The organism is Dyella sp. GSA-30 (assembly GCF_027924605.1).
GTDB lineage: Bacteria > Pseudomonadota > Gammaproteobacteria > Xanthomonadales > Rhodanobacteraceae > GSA-30.
The window spans coordinates 4,771,859-4,791,065 of record NZ_AP027042.1; the positions used below are offsets into that span (position 1 = coordinate 4,771,859).

General features: G+C 62.9%; 15 protein-coding genes. 8 read left to right on the plus strand and 7 right to left on the minus strand.

The features are described from left to right. Nucleotides 1–78 precede the first annotated feature (78 nt). The gene (gene mfd, locus QMG46_RS20440) at nucleotides 79–3,537 is read left to right on the plus strand and encodes a transcription-repair coupling factor (protein WP_281849725.1); all 3,459 of its coding nucleotides are present in this window, start codon (nucleotides 79–81) and stop codon (nucleotides 3,535–3,537) included. 174 nt (nucleotides 3,538–3,711) lie between these two features. Here mfd and egtD read toward each other — a convergent pair whose 3' ends face one another. Continuing rightward, nucleotides 3,712–4,683, minus strand: coding sequence for an L-histidine N(alpha)-methyltransferase (gene egtD, locus QMG46_RS20445; RefSeq protein WP_281849726.1), 972 nt, complete (start codon nucleotides 4,681–4,683; stop codon nucleotides 3,712–3,714). Between the two features lie 12 nt (nucleotides 4,684–4,695). Then, the gene (gene egtB, locus QMG46_RS20450; protein WP_281849727.1) at nucleotides 4,696–5,940 is read right to left on the minus strand and encodes an ergothioneine biosynthesis protein EgtB; all 1,245 of its coding nucleotides are present in this window, start codon (nucleotides 5,938–5,940) and stop codon (nucleotides 4,696–4,698) included. A gap of 218 nt (nucleotides 5,941–6,158) precedes the next feature. Between egtB and QMG46_RS20455 the strand changes: the two genes are divergently transcribed. Continuing rightward, nucleotides 6,159–6,608, plus strand: a complete 450-nt coding sequence (locus QMG46_RS20455) for a DUF6491 family protein (protein ID WP_281849728.1) — start codon at nucleotides 6,159–6,161, stop codon at nucleotides 6,606–6,608. A 72-nt stretch (nucleotides 6,609–6,680) separates the two neighbouring features. Here the strand turns inward: QMG46_RS20455 and QMG46_RS20460 are convergent, their stop codons facing one another. From QMG46_RS20460 to QMG46_RS20470, 3 genes are all read right to left on the minus strand, one after another. Next, on the minus strand, nucleotides 6,681–7,082 hold the full coding sequence (locus tag QMG46_RS20460) for a hypothetical protein (RefSeq protein ID WP_281849729.1): 402 nt from the start codon (nucleotides 7,080–7,082) through the stop codon (nucleotides 6,681–6,683). A gap of 62 nt (nucleotides 7,083–7,144) precedes the next feature. Then, the gene (gene rlmKL, locus QMG46_RS20465; RefSeq protein WP_281849731.1) at nucleotides 7,145–9,331 is read right to left on the minus strand and encodes a bifunctional 23S rRNA (guanine(2069)-N(7))-methyltransferase RlmK/23S rRNA (guanine(2445)-N(2))-methyltransferase RlmL; all 2,187 of its coding nucleotides are present in this window, start codon (nucleotides 9,329–9,331) and stop codon (nucleotides 7,145–7,147) included. Beyond that, nucleotides 9,328–9,855: an alpha/beta fold hydrolase gene (locus QMG46_RS20470; RefSeq protein ID WP_281849733.1), complete on the minus strand. Its 528-nt coding sequence runs from the start codon at nucleotides 9,853–9,855 to the stop codon at nucleotides 9,328–9,330. The genes rlmKL and QMG46_RS20470 overlap by 4 nt, the downstream gene beginning before the upstream one ends. 34 nt (nucleotides 9,856–9,889) lie before the next feature. Here QMG46_RS20470 and QMG46_RS20475 point away from each other — a divergent pair, with 34 nt between their 5' ends. The 5 genes from QMG46_RS20475 (at nucleotide 9,890) to QMG46_RS20495 (ending at nucleotide 14,594) form a co-directional block, all read left to right on the plus strand. Then, complete coding sequence (locus QMG46_RS20475) at nucleotides 9,890–10,498, plus strand: N-acetylmuramoyl-L-alanine amidase (RefSeq protein WP_281849734.1); 609 nt, start codon at nucleotides 9,890–9,892, stop codon at nucleotides 10,496–10,498. Nucleotides 10,499–10,565: 67 nt separating this feature from the next. Next, the gene (tesB, locus tag QMG46_RS20480) at nucleotides 10,566–11,429 is read left to right on the plus strand and encodes an acyl-CoA thioesterase II (RefSeq protein WP_281849735.1); all 864 of its coding nucleotides are present in this window, start codon (nucleotides 10,566–10,568) and stop codon (nucleotides 11,427–11,429) included. A 33-nt stretch (nucleotides 11,430–11,462) separates the two neighbouring features. Further along, nucleotides 11,463–11,855: a putative signal transducing protein gene (locus QMG46_RS20485; protein ID WP_281849737.1), complete on the plus strand. Its 393-nt coding sequence runs from the start codon at nucleotides 11,463–11,465 to the stop codon at nucleotides 11,853–11,855. Between the two features lie 86 nt (nucleotides 11,856–11,941). After that, entirely contained in the window at nucleotides 11,942–12,646 is a 705-nt protein-coding gene (locus QMG46_RS20490) for an arginyltransferase (RefSeq protein ID WP_281849738.1), read from the plus strand. 121 nt (nucleotides 12,647–12,767) lie between these two features. After that, entirely contained in the window at nucleotides 12,768–14,594 is a 1,827-nt protein-coding gene (locus QMG46_RS20495) for a putative bifunctional diguanylate cyclase/phosphodiesterase (protein ID WP_281849739.1), read from the plus strand. 6 nt (nucleotides 14,595–14,600) lie between these two features. On the opposite strand, the gene QMG46_RS20500 is transcribed toward QMG46_RS20495, so the two are convergent. After that, on the minus strand, nucleotides 14,601–16,130 hold the full coding sequence (locus tag QMG46_RS20500) for an FMN-binding glutamate synthase family protein (RefSeq protein WP_281849740.1): 1,530 nt from the start codon (nucleotides 16,128–16,130) through the stop codon (nucleotides 14,601–14,603). 226 nt (nucleotides 16,131–16,356) lie between these two features. Next, the gene (gene purT / locus QMG46_RS20505; RefSeq protein WP_281849742.1) at nucleotides 16,357–17,538 is read right to left on the minus strand and encodes a formate-dependent phosphoribosylglycinamide formyltransferase; all 1,182 of its coding nucleotides are present in this window, start codon (nucleotides 17,536–17,538) and stop codon (nucleotides 16,357–16,359) included. 146 nt (nucleotides 17,539–17,684) lie between these two features. Between purT and QMG46_RS20510 the strand changes: the two genes are divergently transcribed. After that, nucleotides 17,685–19,175 carry a transglutaminase-like domain-containing protein gene (locus QMG46_RS20510; RefSeq protein ID WP_281849744.1) on the plus strand — a complete coding sequence of 497 codons (1,491 nt, stop codon included), beginning with the start codon at nucleotides 17,685–17,687 and terminating at the stop codon, nucleotides 19,173–19,175. Nucleotides 19,176–19,207: the final 32 nt, after the last annotated feature.

Sequence of the window (19,207 nt, forward strand, 5' to 3'; positions counted from 1 at the left end):
TCCCTCCCAGGCGTTAAACTAGCCCGCTTCCCTGACGCGGCAGCTCGCGGCGTCCCGAGCGATCTCATACGCGTCCTCATGCCAAGTATTCTTTCGCACCCGCCCCTCCCCACCACGCCCAAGCAACGCCGTTACTGGACCCCGCCGCACGGGTCGGCACGGGCATTACTGGTGGCGGAGGCTGCGCGCTCGCATGGCGGCCTGCTGGTAGCGGTCACGCGCGACACTCAACGCGCCCATGCCCTGGAAGATGAACTACGGATCTTCGCCGGTGGCCTGCCGGTGCTGCATTTCCCCGACTGGGAAACCCTGCCGTACGACGTCTTCAGTCCGCACCCGGAAATCGTTTCGCAGCGCATCGCCACGCTCTATCAGCTGCCCTCGGTCGAGCGCGGCGTGCTGGTGGTACCGATGGCCACGCTGATGCAACGCATCGCGCCGCGCAGCCATATCACCGGCTCGGGCCTGATGCTGAAAAAGGGCCAGAAATTCGATCTGAGCGCCGAACAGCGCCGCCTGGAAGCGGCAGGCTATCGCAATGTGCCGCAAGTGGCCGAACCGGGCGATTTCGCCATACGCGGTGCGCTGATCGATATCTTTCCGATGGGCACGGCCGAGCCGTATCGCGTCGAACTGTTCGATGACGAGGTCGAATCGATTCGCAGCTTCGATCCGGAAAGTCAGCGCTCCCATCAGCAAGTGGAACGCGTCGAGCTGTTGCCGGCGCGCGAGTTTCCGCTTACCGACACGGCGGCCAAGGATTTTCGCGGCAAGCTGCGCGAGCGCTTCCCTATCGACGTGCGTCGCTGCCCGCTTTACCAGGACATGAAAGAAGGCGTGACACCGGGCGGCATCGAGTACTACCTGCCGTTGTTCTTCGAGCAGACCGCGACGCTGTTCGATTACCTCTCCGAAACGGCCGTGTTCCTGCTCGCCGAGGGCGCGCTCGACGCCGCCCAACAGTTCTGGCAACAGACGGGCGAACGCTACGACCAGCGCGCACATGACATCGAACGCCCGGTGCTGCCGCCGGCGGAGCTGTACCTGTCACCGGAACAATTGCGCGAGCAGCTCAACAAGCGCCTGCGCGTGGAAGTCGTACCCAGCGGGCACGAGCACGCCGTCGACACCGGCACGCAGCCGGCGCCGGAACTGCCGATCAACCGCAAGGGCGAAGAGCCCGGCACGTCGTTACGCCACTTCATGGCGAGCTATCCCGGCCGCCTGCTGATTGCCGCCGATTCGGCCGGCCGCCGCGAAGCGCTGATCGAAACGCTGGCCGCCGCCGGGATGAAACCCGACAGCGTCGAGAACTGGCATAGCTTCGCCCCTGCAACCGGTGCAGCGCCCAAGTTCGCCATCACCACGGCCGCGCTGGAACAGGGTTTTGCGATCACCCGGCCGGCGCTTACCGTACTGACCGAGCGCGAACTCTACGGTGAGCGCGTGCGCACCGAACGCAAGCGTCGCCGTGGTGCGGAGCGTGATCCGGAAAGCATCATCCGCGATCTCACCGAGCTGACGATCGGCGCGCCGATCGTGCATGTCGATCACGGTGTCGGGCGTTATCAGGGCCTGATCTCGATGGATGTCGGCGGCATGGCCGGCGAATTTCTCACCATCGAATACGCCAAGGGCGACAAGCTGTATGTGCCCGTGGCGCAATTGGGCCTGGTCAGCCGCTACTCCGGTACCGCGCCCGAACTGGCGCCGCTGCATTCGCTGGGTGGCGATGCGTGGGAACGCGCGCGCAAGAAAGCCGCCGAAAAAGTGCGCGATGTCGCGGCCGAACTGCTGGCGATCTATGCACAGCGCGAAGCACGCGGCGGCCAGTCGCTTTCGATCGATCGCCAGTTGATCGAAGAGTTCGGCGCCAGCTTCCCCTTCGAGGAAACACCGGACCAGGAACATGCCATCGGCGCCGTCCTCAGCGATCTTGTCGCACCGCGCGCCATGGATCGCGTGATCTGTGGCGATGTCGGCTTCGGCAAGACGGAGGTCGCACTGCGCGCCGCGTTCGCTGCGGCCACCGCCGGCAAGCAGGTCGCGGTCCTGGTACCGACCACATTGCTGGCGCAGCAGCATTACCGCAACTTCGCCGACCGTTTCGCCGATTGGCCGGTTCGCGTCGATGTGCTTTCGCGTTTCAAATCCACCAAGGAAGTCAACGAGGCGCTCAAGCGCCTCGCCGAGGGGCAGATCGACGTCATCATCGGCACGCACAAGCTTCTGCAGCCGGACATCAAGTTCAAGGATCTCGGCCTGGTCATCGTCGACGAAGAACAGCGTTTCGGCGTACGCCAGAAAGAGCAGCTGAAAAAGCTGCGCGCGGAAGTCGACCTGCTGACCATGACCGCGACGCCAATCCCGCGCACGCTGAACATGGCGATGAGCGGTCTACGCGACCTGTCGCTGATCGCCACGCCGCCCGCGCATCGCATGGCGGTGCGCACGTTTATTTCGGCATGGGAGCCCGCGCTGATCCGAGAGGCGTTCCAGCGCGAGCTGCAACGCGGCGGCCAGGTGTACTTCCTGCATAACGAGGTCAACACCATCGAACGTACCGCGCGCGAGATCGAGGAGCTGATCCCCGAGGCGCGTATCGGTATCGCCCACGGCCAGATGCCCGAGCGCGAGCTGGAACGGGTGATGGCGGACTTCCATCGCCAGCGCTTCAACGTGCTGGTGTGCACGACGATTATCGAAACCGGTATCGATATCCCGACGGCCAACACCATCATCATCGACCGCGCGGACCGCTTCGGACTGGCCCAGCTGCATCAGCTGCGTGGGCGCGTCGGCCGCTCGCATCACCGCGCTTATGCCTATCTGGTCGTGCCCGATCGCAAGGCCATGACCGCCGATGCCGAGAAGCGCCTGGAAGCTTTGGCCTCGCTGGAGGAATTAGGCGCAGGCTTTACTCTGGCCACGCACGACCTGGAAATTCGCGGTGCTGGCGAACTGCTTGGCGACGAACAATCCGGCCAGATCCAGGAGATCGGCTTCGGTCTCTACACCGAGCTGTTGGAGCGAGCCGTGCGCGCGCTCAAATCAGGCAAGGTGCCGGACTTCGATCTCACCAGCGAGCACGAGACCGAGGTCGAGCTGCATCTGCCTGCGCTGATACCCGACGATTACCTGCCGGACGTGCATACGCGCCTGACGCTGTACAAGCGCATCGCCAGTGCGCGCAATGAAGATTCGCTGCGCGACCTGCAGGTGGAAATGATCGACCGCTTCGGCTTGCTGCCCGACCCGACCAAGCAACTGTTTGCCATCGCCGGGTTGAAGCTGATGGCCACGCCGCTGGGTATTCGCAAGCTCGACTTCGGTCCCAATGGCGGTCGCATCGTTTTCCGCGACAAGCCAGAAGTCGATCCGATGACCATCATCAAGCTGGTTCAGCGCCTGCCGCGCGTCTACAAACTGGAGGGGCAGGACAAGCTGCGCGTGACGTTGGAGCTGCTTGGTGCGTCGGAGCGTATTCGCAGTGCCCAGGATGTGCTGATCGCGCTGGGTGCTCGGCGGCCCGGCTAAAGATAGGGAAGCTCTCGCGAGCACCCGGCCCCTCACCCCACCCCTCTCCCCTGGCTTTGCCAGGGGAGAGGGAGCTGAGCTGCGCAAGTACGAAACACCGAGGCACCCTCGGCGGATTCCCTCTCCCCTGGCTTTGCCGGGGGAGAGGGCTAGGGAGAGGGGGGCTCTAGGTCCTCAAGCGCGCACAAGAAACTGCACACTGAAAAGCTGCTGCGGATCCAGCCATACATGCTGCACTTTCAATCCGGCATGCGCGGCCAGTGTGGCAAAGTCGCTCAGCGAATACTTGCAGCTGTATTCCACCTGCATCGCCTCGCCGTCGCCAAAGGCAACCCGCATCCGCCCCACTCTTACCTCCTGGCTACGCGCACTGACAATATGCGTCTCGATGCGCCCGGCCATCGGGTTGTAATGCGCGCGGTGGCGAAAGGCGGAGAGATCGAAATCGCTGCCGATCTCCCGGTTGAGCCGCACCAGCATATTGAGCGTGAACTCTGCGGTGACACCGGCCTTATCGTTGTAAGCCGCCTCGATCACCGTTGGGTCTTTCTTCAAATCCACGCCGATCAGGACACCGCCGCCCTCGCCCATTTCGTTGCGCATCTTGCGCAGCAGATCGATCGCATCGCGCGCCTCGAAATTGCCGATGGTCGATCCCGGGAAATAGATGACGTTGCGGCGCGGTGCACGCGGCGGAACCGGCAAGCGCAACGGACGAGTAAAGTCCGCGCAGAACGGCTGGATCGTCAGTTCCGGAAACAACTCGCTGAAGCTCTGCACGCTCTGACGCAGTGGCTCGGGCGAAATCTCCACCGGCATATACGATACCGGCGAGCGCAACTGCTCTAACAGCATGCGCGTCTTGATGGCGCTGCCGCTGCCATATTCGATCAGGCGCACGTCCTCGCCCAACACCTCGGCGATGTCACCGGCGTGCACATTGAGCAGATCGATTTCCGCGCGAGTGAGGTAATACTCCGGCTGATCGCAAATGTCCTCGAACAACTGCGAGCCCCGCTCGTCGTAAAACAGCCACGATGGCAGGCGTTTGGGCTGCAAGCGCAAGCCGCGCTGCACCACTTCCAGGACATCGTTGATCGGGGGGCGACGATCGTCGTCGCGAAGTTCATACGCCTGCATGCTCATGCATCGGTACTCTTATCGGTCCTGCGCCAGACGAAGCCCCATGAACTGCCAACGCGCATCGGGCGGGAAAAAATTGCGATAACTGCTACGGATATGATCGCGCGGTGTCGCAAGCGAACCGCCGCGCAATACCATCTGTCCGCTCATGAATTTACCGTTGTATTCGCCCAGTGCGCCGGGAAGCGTCTTGAAGCCCGGATAGCTACTATAGGCCGACGAGGTCCACTCCCAGACATCGCCATACATGTGCAGCAGGCCGTCGCCGCTGGCGGCGCGCGGCAGCCGCGGCGCGCGATCGAGCAGATTGCCATCGATCGGCACATGCTCGGCGGCATGTTCCCATTCCGCTTCGGTCGGCAGGCGTGCACCCGCCCAGCGGGCAAATGCATCGGCCTCGTAGTAGCTCAGGTGACACACCGGCGCATGCGGATCGAGCGGACGCACGCCGTGCAGCGTAAACGCGCTGGCAAGATCATCCTGCCAATACATCGGATGCTGCCACTGTTCGCGCTGTACCGTCGCCCAGCCTTCGGAAAGCCACAGCGTTGGCTCGCGATAACCGCCATCGTGAATAAACGACGCGTACTCGGCATTGCTCACCGGACGATTGGCTAGCGCGTGCGGCTCCAGCCACACGCGATGACGCGGGCCTTCGTTATCGAAGGCAAAGCCGTCGCCTGCATGCCCGATATGAACCAGGCCCTCGTGGCCCGGTATAAACGTCATAGGAACCGAGGTTGTCGATGGTGCGTCGATGGCGGCGCTGTAAGCCGGCTTCAGCGGATTGCACGAAAGCGCATGCTGAATGTCGGTAAGCAGCAACTCCTGATGCTGCTGCTCATGGTGCAGGCCAAGCTCGATAGTCGCCAGCACGGCAGCGGGAACATCACCGGTCAACAGCTCTTGCAGCGCGTCATCGACATATCGCCGATAAGCCAGCACATCAGCCAACGCTGGGCGCGACAGCAATCCACGCTGCGGCCGCGCGTGCATCGGTCCGACCGATTGATAGTAGGAGTTGAACAGATAATGCCAATCCGCGTTGTAAGGCCGATAACGACTGTCCTGCCCCAACACGAATTGTTCGAAGAACCAGGTGGTATGCGCGAGGTTCCATTTACCCGGACTTGCATCGGGCATGGACTGGATCTGCATATCTTCGGCACTGAGGCCCGCGGTGAGCGCGATGCTGCACCCGCGTACCCGGGTGTAGCGCTCGGACAGCTCGGTGGCAACCTGTATGGAGGCCGGGCTCATGAGGTTCTCCCCGAGGGGCGCTGACAGCGGCTCGATCGCGCCCTGCCATCCGTCCCTGCCAGACCGTCATCGTTGTAAAAAGACATGCCTATCACCATGCCCGAGGCCCCGTTTATATCGTGTGATGCACCGATGGCGGATGGTTTACAGTGCCGCTTGCAGTAGTTGATCGGGCCGGCTCTCCCGGCCCTGGGTATCCCTATCCATGAGGTGATTCGATGAACGCCTTGAAACCCACCCTGCTCTCCCTGCTTCTCGTTGCCGTTACCGCGGCCGCACATGCCGCCGACACGCCCGCTCCACTGTTCAAACCCTTGCGGCCCGTCAGTTCGTGCATCCGCACCGATCGCATCGACGAATGGCATATCGTCGACGCGCGCACGGCCATCGTTCGTACCGGACCACAGCGCTATGTCGTGAAACTTCAAAACGATTGCCCCCGCCTCGGCGTCGGCCGTCAAGGTTTGATCTTCCGCGCCAACGAAGCGAACCAGCTCAACTCGCTCGGCCGCATCTGCGGCGAAGCCGGGGAATCGGTGCGCTCACGCGATCAGCCGCCTTGCGCGCTCCACTCCGTTCGAATCATCGACAAGCCGACGTTCGACAAGCTGAGCGCGAAAGCGACTCGCCACGGTAATGGTGCCGAACCGAACGGAAACAAGCCCTAGGCACGTTCCGATCAGACAAAAAAAAGCCCGGCCGAAGCCGGGCTTTTTTTGCTTTCTATTCAACGCTCGCGATCAATAACCGTCATCGCGAACATAACGGGTGTAACCCGGGTCTTCGTAAACCGTGCGGGTTTCAACCACGCGACGGGTCACGACAGGCGCGTCCTCATACACCACCGTCGGCTGCGTGTAGACCACACGCGGGGCATAGTACGGATCCGGGCGCAGCGCGTCCGCAACCACACCTGCGGCAACCCCGGTAAGGATTGCACCCGCTACCCAACGACCGCCACTCCAGTAACCACCGCCGCGGTGATAACCGCCGTAGTAACCACCGTGATAGCCGCCGTGGTAACCGTAGCCGCCACGATAACCGCCCCAGCCGTGCGCCGATGCGGTGAGCGGTGCTGCCACCATTCCCGCCAAGGCAAGGCTAACGGCAAGGATCTTTGCACCACTGAAACGCTTGGTCATGACACACCTCCGTGAATACGATGCCTATGCTAATCCCGCGGGATTAATGTGAACTGAAGGGTTTACTTTTTGATACGGGCGGTGTCCCAGGGGTTAATCGACGCGTCAGCTTGGCGTGAACGCAACAGCCAGCAACCGTGAATATCGTTGCGGCGCGCAAAGTCGAACGGGATGCTGACCTGGCTGACATCCTCGATGATGAAACGTTGCTCCAGCGCCTCACGATCCAGCTTGAACTTCCTGAAATTATTTGAAAAAACGATGACGCCGTCGCGACCCAGGCGGTCGCCGCATGCTTCCAGCAGCTTGACGTGATCGCGCTGTACGTCGAAATCGTCGGCCCGTTTGGAGTTGGAAAACGTCGGCGGATCAACGTAGATGAGACCGAAATGGTCGCGCTCGCGCTGCAGGAATTCCAGCGTGTCCGCCTGGATCAGACGGTGGCGCGCGCCGGTGAATCCGTTAAGCGCAAGATTGCGCGACGCCCACTCCAGGTAGGTCCCGGACAGGTCCACGCTGGTGGTATCGCGCGCTCCACCGGCCGCCGCATAGACGCTGGCCGTGGCGGTATAGGCAAACAGATTCAGGAACCGGCGCCCTTCAGCCAGTTCGCGCAGACGTCCGCGCACCCAGCGGTGATCCAGGAACAGACCGGTATCGAGGTAATCGGTCAGGTTGATCAGGAAATTCAGCCCGCCTTCTTCCACTTCGACAAATTCGCCGCGCTGGTCGAACTGGCCGTACTTGGAGCCGCCCTTGCCGCGTTCGCGCGTCTTCAACGCGATACGTTCGCGCGATACGCCGAATACTTCACCGGCGACGCGGACAATTTCGCGCAAACGCTGACGCGTGGTTTCCACCGGTATTTCCGCCGGCGCACGATATTCCTGTACATGCAGCCACTGGTTGCCCTCGGCATCGCCATATACGTCGATCGCTGCAGCGTATTCGGGCAGATCCTGATCGTAAGCGCGCCAGCAGTGAATGCCTTCGCGCTCCAGTTGCTTGCGCAGATGGCGCAGGTTTTTCTCCAGCCGGTTCTTCAGCATCTGCGCGCCGGCCGATAGCGGCTTCGCTTCGCGCGGTGTCTCGTCGCGCGCATGCAGTTCGAACAACAACAGCACCGTTTCCAACGCGCCGTTGTAAAGCGCATAGCGTTTTTCGGCGCGCAGCGGCATGGCACGACCGAGTTCCTCATCGCCCGCGAGTACGGCGGCGCGCCAGCCGGCAAAACGGGCACGCAGCATTTCACCGAGTGCGCGATACAACGCCGGCATCTGGCCACGTTCGCCCAGGCGCTCGCCATAAGGCGGATTGGTGATGACCAGACCACGCTCGACGCCCGGCGGTGGCGAGACATGCAAGGCGTCGTGCTTGTCCAGCGTAAAGAAGCCGGCGACGCCAGCTTCCTGCGCGTTGCGCTTGGCCGTCTGCACCATGCGTGCATCGGAGTCGGAACCAAAGAAGCAGCTACGCAAGGCGCGCAGGCCGTTGTCGGCACGCTCGCGCGCCTCATCGAGCAGGCGACGCCACAGCGCGATATCGTGCTTGTGCCAGCCGAGAAAACCGAAGTAATCACGGCGAAGGCCCGGTGCGACATCGGCGGCCATCAAGGCGCCTTCGATCAACAAGGTACCCGAACCGCACATCGGGTCGAGCAAGGCGCCACCTTCCTTGTACATCTCCGGCCAGCGCGCGCGCAGCAGCATCGCAGCAGCGAGGTTTTCCTTCAGTGGCGCTTCACCCTGCAGCTCGCGCCAGCCGCGGCGATGCAGCGGCGAGCCGGCAAGATCGATCGAGATCGTTGCGCGATCGCGACGCAGGCGCAGATTGATGCGTACGTCCGGCTCATCGGTATCGACATCCGGGCGAGTGCCATCGCGCTGGCGGAACTGATCGACGATGGCGTCCTTCGCTTTCAAGGCGATGAACTGGCTATGCGTCAGCTTGCTTTGCCCGGTCACCGCGTCGATCGCCAGGGTGGCATGCGAGGCAAGATGCTCGGACCAGTCGATCGATTGCACGCCGGCATACAACGCATCGCCATCGGCCGCGTCGAACTCCGCCAATGGCAGCAGGATGCGACTGGCCAGCCTCGACCACAGGCAGGCGCGATAGGCGATTTCCAGCTCGCCGGCAAAATACACACCGGCCAGTGCCTCGCGCACATCGGACGCACCCAGCGCAATCAGCTCGTCGCGCAGCAGGTATTCCAGGCCCTTGGGGCAGGTAGCGAAATACGCGCTCACGATGCTTTCGCCACGCGGTCGAGGAACAGCTGAAACTGCGACGCGATCGTATCGATGCAGTCGCTGAGCCGATGATCGTCGTCCAGCACCAGCAGCGGCACACGACGCTCACCGGCAAAACGGAAGATCGGCTCGAGCGGGCAGATGTCGTCGCGCCAGCCGTGGATCAGCTCCGTTGGCACATCACGACGCATATCGAAACCTTCGGCAAAGCCCGGAATCTCTGGCGGCGTCGCCAGCAGAAACAGACCGGCGACCGGCATATCGCGCGAGACCAGCCCAGACACGAAGGCGCCCATGCTCGAACCCACCAGGATCGGCGGCGTGGACTGGGCCTGGACGGCCGCGCGCAGCCGGGCGATACGCGGCGCCACCGAGCCGACATGGCCGAGTGCGTCGTCTTCGCGGTAATCGGGGCGCTGGGTCTGCCAGCCGAGCGATTCGGCGAGCGCGGCCAGCGTGCTGACCTTGGTGGCGTCCGGACTGGAGTCCGAACCGTGGGAAAGGATGATCTGGCCGCGCATCGCGGTCTCCATAAGCTTTTCGGGTATCCCCGCCATGATACCGGCAACACGCGCCCTACCTGCCTCGGATACGCTATGGGCCATGCTGACCATTCACGATCAACCGCTGCCCTATGTCGAAAAGCTGCCCGAACGTCCCGCCTCGGCGGTGACGCTGGTGGTGATTCACTGCACCGAGCTGCCGGATCTGGCGACCGCACGCGAGTACGGCGAGCGTGTGCTCTACGACAACGGCACCGGGGCGAGCGGCCATTACTACGTCGACCGCGACGGCTCGATCTATCGTTATGTGCCGGGTACGCGTGTGGCCAATCATGTGCGCGGGCAAAACCCCCACTCGATCGGCATCGAACTGGTCAACCTGGGCCGCTATCCGAACTGGTGGGACTCGCATCACCAGACCATGACCGAGCCCTATACCGCCGCCCAGATCGCCGCCCTGCGCGCGCTGCTGGCCCAGCTCCGACAGGATTTCCCCCAGCTTCGGCAGATTGCCGGCCACGAGGACCTGGATCTGGCGCGGATGCCCGCCAGCGACGACCCGTCCAAAGAGGTACCGCGCAAGCTGGACCCGGGCCCGCAGTTCCCGTGGGACGCCGTGCTGAAGGGCAGCGGGCTGGAACGGATCAGCCATCGCCCGTGACAGCTGGGAACAGGGGCCACACCGCTATACTTCCCGTTTTGCAACAACCGGCAAGGGCCGAATCGTCATGAAACAAGCGCACGTCAGCGAGCTGGTCGACCTGCTCGATCTGGAACGTCTGGAAGACAACCTGTTTCGCGGCCAAAGCCGCGATATCGGCACGCAATTCGTCTTCGGCGGCCAGGTGCTCGGCCAGGCCCTCTCGGCGGCGCAGCAGACGGTCGATGCGTCGCGCACGGCCCATTCGCTGCATGCGTATTTCCTGCGTGCCGGCGATATCGACGCGCCGATCGTCTACAGCGTGGAACGCACGCGCGACGGCGGTACGTTCTCGTCCCGGCGAGTGGTGGCGATTCAGCACGGCCAGCCGATCTTGAATGGCTCGATCTCGTTCCAGATCGAGGAAGGCGGCTTCGAGCATCAATCGTCGATGCCCGAGGTGCCCATGCCCGAGGACATCGAGCCGATGCAGCCGCTGTCGCCCGAGCAGATGGCCAAGCTGCCGGAAAAGATCCAGCGCTGGCTCGGCGTCGATGCCCCGATCGAGTTCCGCCATGTCTGGCCGCAGGACAAGCTCAAGCCGGTCAAGCGCCCGCCGATCCAGCACATCTGGTTTCGTGCCGCGGCTCCCGTAGGCGACTCGCCTGCCCTGCACCGCGCCCTGCTCGCCTATGCCTCGGATTTCAACCTGATCGGCACGGCGACGCTGCCGCACGGCATCTCCTACTACACGCACAACGTGCAGATGGCGAGCCTGGACCACGCGCTGTGGTTCCACCGCCCGTTCCGCATGGACGACTGGCTGCTCTACTCCTTTGACAGCCCCACCGCCCAGGGCGCCCGCGGTCTGGCCCGTGGCCAGATCTTCAGCCGTGACGGCCGCCTGATCGCTTCGAGCGCGCAGGAAGGGCTGATCCGGCTGCGGGAATAACCTTGCCACGCAGCTCCGGGTAAACTCAGCACCATGCGCCAGATCTATACCTCTCCCCGCCCGGAAAACATCGATAAAGTCGTCGAATTGCTCAAGGAACAGGGCATCGAGACCACGGTGAACAACCGTTCCAACTGGAACAAGCCCAACTACGAGCGCTTCAGCTATTCCCAGCGCCGGGAAAACCGCGACAGCTGGCCCCAGGTCTGGGTCAACCACGCCGATGACTACACGCGTGCCCGCAGCGCGCTGCGCGAAGTCGGTATCGAGCCGGTAATCCGCCACGGCGAGGAGCTGGCCGCTGCCCGTAATCCGGCGCCGGAAGCGAAACGCCGCGATGTGGCCACCCGCATTCGCCGGATCGTCCTGCTGGCAGTCGCCGGGGCCTTCGTCATTACCATGCTCCGCTACATGGGCGTGATCTGAATGGCCGGCAAAGCGCCGTCCCTGTAAGTTTCTACGGGCGCAAATCGACTAGCCAAAGCGCCCCAAAGCAGGCATAGAATCGGGCCATGCGCTCCGATAACGTCCGCCTGTTCCAGACCCTGCCGCACAGTTGCGGCTATTTTGCCGAGCGCACGGCACAGAATCTGGTGATCGATCCGGCTGCCCCGCAGCTGGACCAGTTGTACGGCGCGGCGCTGGAACGTGGTTTTCGTCGTGCCGGCGGGCATCTGTATCTACCCCATTGTGGGCAGTGTCGCGCCTGCACGCCCTGCCGCATTGACGTGGAGCATTTCGCGCCCGATCGTGCGCAAAAGCGCTGCGCGAAACGCAACGCCGATATCGTGATCAGCGAATCGATGGCCGGCTACAACGCCGAGCGCCACACCTTGTACGAGCGCTATCTGCGCCAGCGTCATCCCGGCGGCGGCATGGACGAGGCCGATGCCAGTGATTTTCGCCGGTTTCTCACCGCGCCGTGGAGCCCGACGCTGTTTCTCGAAATGCGTCTGGCCAAACGCCTTGTCGGTGTCGCGGTTACCGACGTGTGTACCAACGGTCTCTCGGCCGTCTATACGTTCTTCGATCCCGACGAACATGCGCGCAGCCTCGGGACGTTCGCGATCTTGCAACAGGTTGCCCTGGCCAGGCGGCGTGGTTTGCCCTGGGTCTATCTCGGCTTCTGGATCGAGGGGCATCCGAAGATGGATTACAAGCGACGGTTCCGCCCGCTGCAGGTCCGCGGGACAGCCGGCTGGGCGGCGATGGAATAGCCAGCAACCCTGCCACACCGCAAGTACTTTCTACCCAGCACTTTGGAGATTGCCCCCGAAGGCGTCAGCGCAGTAGTCTCGTCCAGAGGACGTCAGGCGTTTCTGTCAGGGGGTATTCGCGATGCAAACGACCACGGGCACCGCCCCGGGGTTGCACGCGGCCGGGCTTCAGGATTCTCCGTCCGCAGCCACTCCCTTATCCGCAGGCAGCACCGCTGCGGAAGGTTTTGCCGTGCCTGGATTCGATGCAGTCGTGCGTCTGGCTTCGCACTCGCTCGGCGTTCCGCTGGTGTCGCTGGTGCTCAGCAGCGGTGAAACCTATTGGTATACGAGCGGCGGCACCACGCCTATCCACAGTCCGCAAGCGCTGCATCCGTTTTATAACGAAGCGGCGCGGCATCAGGCCGGACAATTGATTCTGGATACGCGCCTGGACGAACGCTTCGGCGATACCGATCTTGGCTTCGCAGCGACGCCTGAGCCGATCCGCTTTTTCGCCAGCGAACCGGTTTTTACGCTGACCGGCCAACACATCGGCGCACTGTGCGCGATGGACATCCATCCGCGTGCGAACTTGAGCGAAAGCGAACGCAGCGCATTACGCGATGCCGCCGCACTCGCCGGCGCAGGCGTGGTGTTGCGCAGCTACCTGGGCCGCACCGATCCGGTCACGCAACTGCCGCATCGCAATGCGTTCTTCGAGGATATGCGCGCCCACATGCGCGACGTGCCGCATGCCTGGGTGATTGCCATCGACGTGGCACCGGTGCAACGTTTCAATGCTTTCATTCGCGCCATGGGGCACACCTACGCCGACGAGCTGATCCGGCTGGTGGCGCAGCGCACGCAGAGCTGGATGTCTACCGATGTCCACCTGTACCAAGTCGGGGTAACACGTTTTGCGGCGCTGCTTCCCGATCGCAACATGCTGATCGATCCGGCGCGCCTGGACGCGCTGGTGGCGCTGCTTCGCCGTCCCTTCGACTGCCTGGGCATACCGCTGACCATCCAGCCGGGTGTGGGCCTGCTGAAGATTCAAGCCAGCGAATTGCGCGGCGGCGATCCGCTGCGCCTGGTGATGAGCGCCTCGTATGCGGCGCAATCGAGTGCACGCGGCTGGGCCGTCTACGACCACGCGCAGGATGAGCAGCAGCGCCAGGAGTTTTTCCTGGTTACCGAACTTGCCGCGGCGCTCGCCGATCACACCGAGCTGGATCTGCACTATCAGCCACGCGTCGATCTCGATAGCGGCCGCTGCGTCGGCGTCGAAGCCCTCGCCCGCTGGAAACATCCGACACTCGGTCCGATCCCGCCAACCCAGTTCATCGGTCTGGCCGAACGCGCCGGACTGATGCATTCGCTGACCCAATGGGTACTCGATCGCAGCCTCGCGCAACTGGCCGTGTGGCGAAACCAGGGACATCAGATCCATCTGTCGATCAATGTCTCCAACACCGATCTGAGTACCGGCCTGGTCGATCGTCTTCGCCAGGCTGCCGAACGTCACTCGGTCGATCTGGCCACGCTCGAACTGGAGTTCACCGAAAGTACCTTGATGGAACACAGCATCACCACGCGCCGCTATCTCAGCGCGATTCGCCGACTGGGTACCGGCATTGCCATCGACGATTTCGGCACCGGCTACAGCAACCTGGCCGCCTTGCGGCAGATGCCGGCGACCAGCCTCAAGATCGATCAATCCTTTGTACGCGGCATGACGACCAGCCGCCACGACGAAGCGATCGTGCGCTCGGTGGCGGAGCTGGCGCGCAGCATGGATTTTCGCGTGGTCGTGGAAGGCGTCGAAACCGAGCACATCTACGACAGCGTGCTCGGCATGGCCTGCGATGAAGCGCAGGGCTTTCACGTGGCCTATCCGATGCCGGCGGACGAGGTGTCCGTCTGGCTGGACGCTTACCGCGGCATGCGTTCGCGGCAAGCGCCCTGATACGCCTTACTGGATTTCCGCCGTTTTCTCTGCTGACGCATTGGCCGGCAGCTTCGGATACGGAAACAGTTTGATCAACGGCACCGACAAGCCATCGTCGCCGACGACACGGCAGTGCGTACGATCGAGCTGACGTGGTTCGTCCACGCCGCAGCTGTGCGCAATGATGCCCACTTCCTGCATCACATTACGTGCGTAGTGGAATACGCGCTCGCTCTTGTCGGTGACGACCAGGCCACGCTGCAACTTGGGATTTTGCGTGGTGATACCGGTAGGACAGGTATTGCGATTGCACTGCAGCGACTGGATGCACCCCAGTGCCAGCATGAAGCCGCGTGCCGAATTGACGAAGTCGGCGCCGATCGAGATGGCCCAGGCCACATCGTAGGCCGTGATGCACTTGCCCGAGCAGATCACCTTGACGCGATCACGCAGGCCCTTTTCGATCAGCACGTTGATCACCGCCGGTAGCGCTTCGTGAAGCGGCAGGCCGACACCTTCCATCAAGGTCTGCGGTGCCGCACCGGTGCCACCTTCGGAACCGTCGATGATGATGAAATCAGGCGCGCTTTCGATGCCGCGGCGATGGATTTCATCGCACAGCTCGACGATCCATTCGACTCCGCCAAAGACCGCCTTGAAGCCGGTCGGCTTGCCGGTCAGGTCGCGGATGTGCGCGACCTTGTCGAGCAGCTCGTAGATGTTGCCGATGTCGGTATGGCGATTCGGGCTCTGCGAATCCTCTCCCACCGCAATGCCACGGATGGCGGCGATTTCCGGCGTCACCTTCGCGCCCGGCAACAAGCCGCCCATGCCGGGCTTGGCGCCCTGACCGAGCTTGATGCTGACCATCTTGACCTGCTTGTGCGCGCAGATCGCCTTCAACTTGTCGTCGTCGAGTTTGCCATCCGCTGTGCGTACACCGTACTTGGCCGTGCCGATCTCGAACACGATGTCGCAACCGCCTTCGAGGTGATACGGCGCCAGACCGCCCTCACCCGTATCCATCCAGATGCCGGCCTTCGCCGCACCATGCGATAGCGCGCGCACCGCCGGTGCCGACAGGGCGCCGAAGCTCATCGCGGAGATATTGAAGAACGCCGAATGGCTGTATGGCTCGCGTGCGTACGGCCCGATCGTCACTGGCTTGGGCTCGACCGCCTGCTCGCCCAGCGCCGGAAATGGTGCATTGACGAAGAACGGCACGCCTTCGCCGCGCAGGTCGCGACTGGAGCCGAAGGCGTTAGTGTTGTCGACGTTCTTGGCGGCGCGATAAACCCAGGTGCGCTGCGCGCGATTGAACGGCATTTCTTCGCGGTCGCTGGAATACAGGTACTGGCGGAAGAACTCGCCCAGGTGCAAAAACCAGTAACGGAAGTGGCCGATCACCGGGAAGTTGCGCAAGACCGAATTGGCCTCCTGATTGCGGTCGACCATCCAGACCACGGCGATGACCGCCACCAGGATCACCAACAGCAGAATGAACAGGGCCGCGAAAGTCTCGACAACCACGATCAACCAATGTGCAAATCCCATACTGCGCTCCGTTGCGGTGATTCGAATCGGGCTAGCGTATACCCGACTGCATGCTTGATGCTTTCGAGGCGATGAAAGAGAACCTCAACAACCCTCACCCTTCATCGTCGTCCCGGCGAAGGCTAAGGACCCATCCCTCAGTTTTCGCCTGTCAGACAGCGTGAGGCAAGCCTCTACGCTGAAGGGTAGATCCCGGCCTTCGCCGGGATGACGGATAGGAGAGGCTTTAGATTTCTACGCGTAATTTCCTGGCGGCGCGAATCGCCTTGGCCTTGGCCGCCTCGATGTCCTCGTCGCGGGCCAGGGTGACCGCCATGCGGCGGCGGCCTTTTACCGTCGGCTTACCGAAGATGCGCAGCTGCGTGTCCGCCTCGACCAGCGCTTCGGCCACCCCCTGGTAACGCGGCGCCTCACCGTCGCCTTCCACCAGCACCGCGCAGGACGCCGAGGGGCCGAGCTGACGAATGACTGGAATCGGCAGGCCGAGGATGGCGCGCGCGTGCAAGGCGAATTCGGATAGCTCCTGCGATACCAGGGTCACCAGGCCGGTGTCGTGCGGACGCGGGCTGACCTCCGAGAAAATCACCGCGTCGCCCTTGACGAAAAACTCCACGCCAAAGACACCCCAGCCACCCAGTGCGCCGGTGATCGCCTCCGCCTGGCGCTGCGCGTCGGCCAAGGCCAGCTCGCTCATCGGCTGCGGTTGCCAGGACTCGCGGTAGTCGCCATCTTCCTGGCGATGCCCGATCGGCGCGCAGAAACTGACCCCGTCCTTGTGGCGCACGGTCAACAGGGTAATTTCGTAATCGAAGTCGATAAACCCCTCGACGATCACCCGCCCCTTGCCGGCACGGCCGCCGGATTGGGCATAGTCCCAGGCGGCATCGAGCTGGTCCTCGCGCTTGACCACGCTCTGGCCCTTGCCGGAGGAGCTCATCACCGGCTTGATCACGAACGGCAGGCCGAGCGTGGCGGCAGCCTCGCGGTATTCGCCCACGCTGTCGCAGAAGCGGTACGGTGAAGTCGGCAACTTCAACTCTTCGGCGGCTAGGCGGCGAATGCCTTCGCGGTCCATGGTGAGCAGTGCGGCACGCGCGGTCGGGATCACCTTCAGACCGGTCTTTTCCAGTTCGACCAGGGTCGGTGTGTGGATGGCCTCGATTTCTGGCACAACCAGATCGGGCTTTTCCTGCTCGATCAGCGCGCGCAAAGCAGCCCCATCGAGCATGTCGATCACGTGGCTGCGATGCGCCACCTGCATGGCCGGTGCGTGTGCGTAGCGATCGACGGCAATGACCTCGACGGCATAACGCTGCAGCTCGATGGCCACTTCCTTGCCAAGCTCGCCGGAGCCGAGCAGCAGGACGCGCAGGGCATGGTCGGAATGCGGGGTGCCGAAAGGCTTCATTGGGATCTCCGGTGGTCCAATTGGCTATTGTAAGTGGAGCGCAATTGGCCATGGAAACGCCTATCCATCAGATTACGCTGCATGGCAGATTGACGCCGGGCTTTTCCAGGCGTTCACTGTAGCTGTCCCACCCCAGGACACTCATCATGCGTAGCCGTACGACCGCCCTGCTCTTGCTGGTGCTGTTATGGTGCGTACCCGCCTGGCTGCCAGCCCAGGCCAATGTCGGCACATCCGACGAAACCTGGATGAGTGTGCGCCTGGCCGGGCGCAAGATCGGCCATCTGCTGATCGAGCATGAGCGCGACAGCGACCGGATCGTCACTACCCAGTCGCTGACGATCCTGCTTAACCGCAATGGCAAGAGCATCCCGATGAGCAATATGACCCGCAGCGTGGAAACGCTGGGCGGGGAACCACTGGCTTTCGCCTCTCGCACTTCGATGTCGGCCATCGACAGCACTGTCAATGGCAGCCGCCAGGCGGATGGTTCGTACAAGGTCGTGAGCAATGTCGGCGGCATGGAACAGCTATCGAGTATCGACTGGCCGCAGGGCTCGCTGATGGCCGAAGGCCTGCGCCGAACGATGCTGGCCCAGGCCGGGCACACCGGCCAGCGTTACCAGGTACACGTGTTCGATCAGGCCACCCAGCAGGCGGTGCCGATCCAGGTCGACGTGTTGGGTTACGAACCGGTGGAGCTGCCGGGCAGCACGGAAATGCTCAATCACCAACGGCAAACCTTGCAGACATCCAGGGGCCTGCAGACCATCGACCTGTGGCTCGACCGCGATGGGCAGGTTCGCAAGGGTGTCTTGACGATGATGGGGCGCCAGCTGGAAATGCTGGCCTGCGACCGTAGTTGTGCGCTGGCGCCGGAGCAGGACCTGGACATGTTTCGTGCAGCCATGATCGACTCGCCGCGCCCGCTGCCGGTGTATATGCGCGATGCCTTCCTGCGCTATCGCATTCGCGTCAGCGGAGATTCCCCGCAACCGGTGATCAATACTGACGAACAGCGCGTATTGCGCCTGCCTAGCGGTGATTGGCAAGTCGATGTCGGCGTGTCGCACCCTGGTGGGCAGCCGCCGCCGACCGACGCCGATCGCAAGGCGAATCTCTGGGTGCAATCGGATGCACCGGCCATCCGGGAGCTGTCCGCCGTGGCCGTGGGCAGCGCCAGCAGCGACCAGGAAAAAATGCGCCGGATGCGCGTCTTCGTCAGCAACTACATTACCGAGCACGGCCTGGATGTGGGCTATGCCTCGGCGCTGGAGGTGGTGGGCAGCCACCAGGGCGACTGCACCGAATACGCGATCCTGCTGACCGCACTGGCCCGCGCGCAGGGCATCCCGGCACGCATGGTCACGGGCATGGTCTATGCCGATCGCTACGCCGGTGCCTCGCGTGTCTTCCTGCCGCATGCCTGGGTGCAGGCCTGGGTCAATGGACGCTGGCAGAGCTACGACGCGGCCCTGCGCCGTTTCGATACCACCCATATCGCAATTGATTCGGGCGACGGCGATCCCTGGCATTTCTTCAATGCCAGCAATGTGTTCGCCACCCTGCACATCGAGGATGCGAGCGCTTATTGGGAGCTGTTCTCTTCCCCACCGCCGGCCGGGCCGTCGATCTGAATCCGGCAGCACTTGCAATCTGATATCTTTTT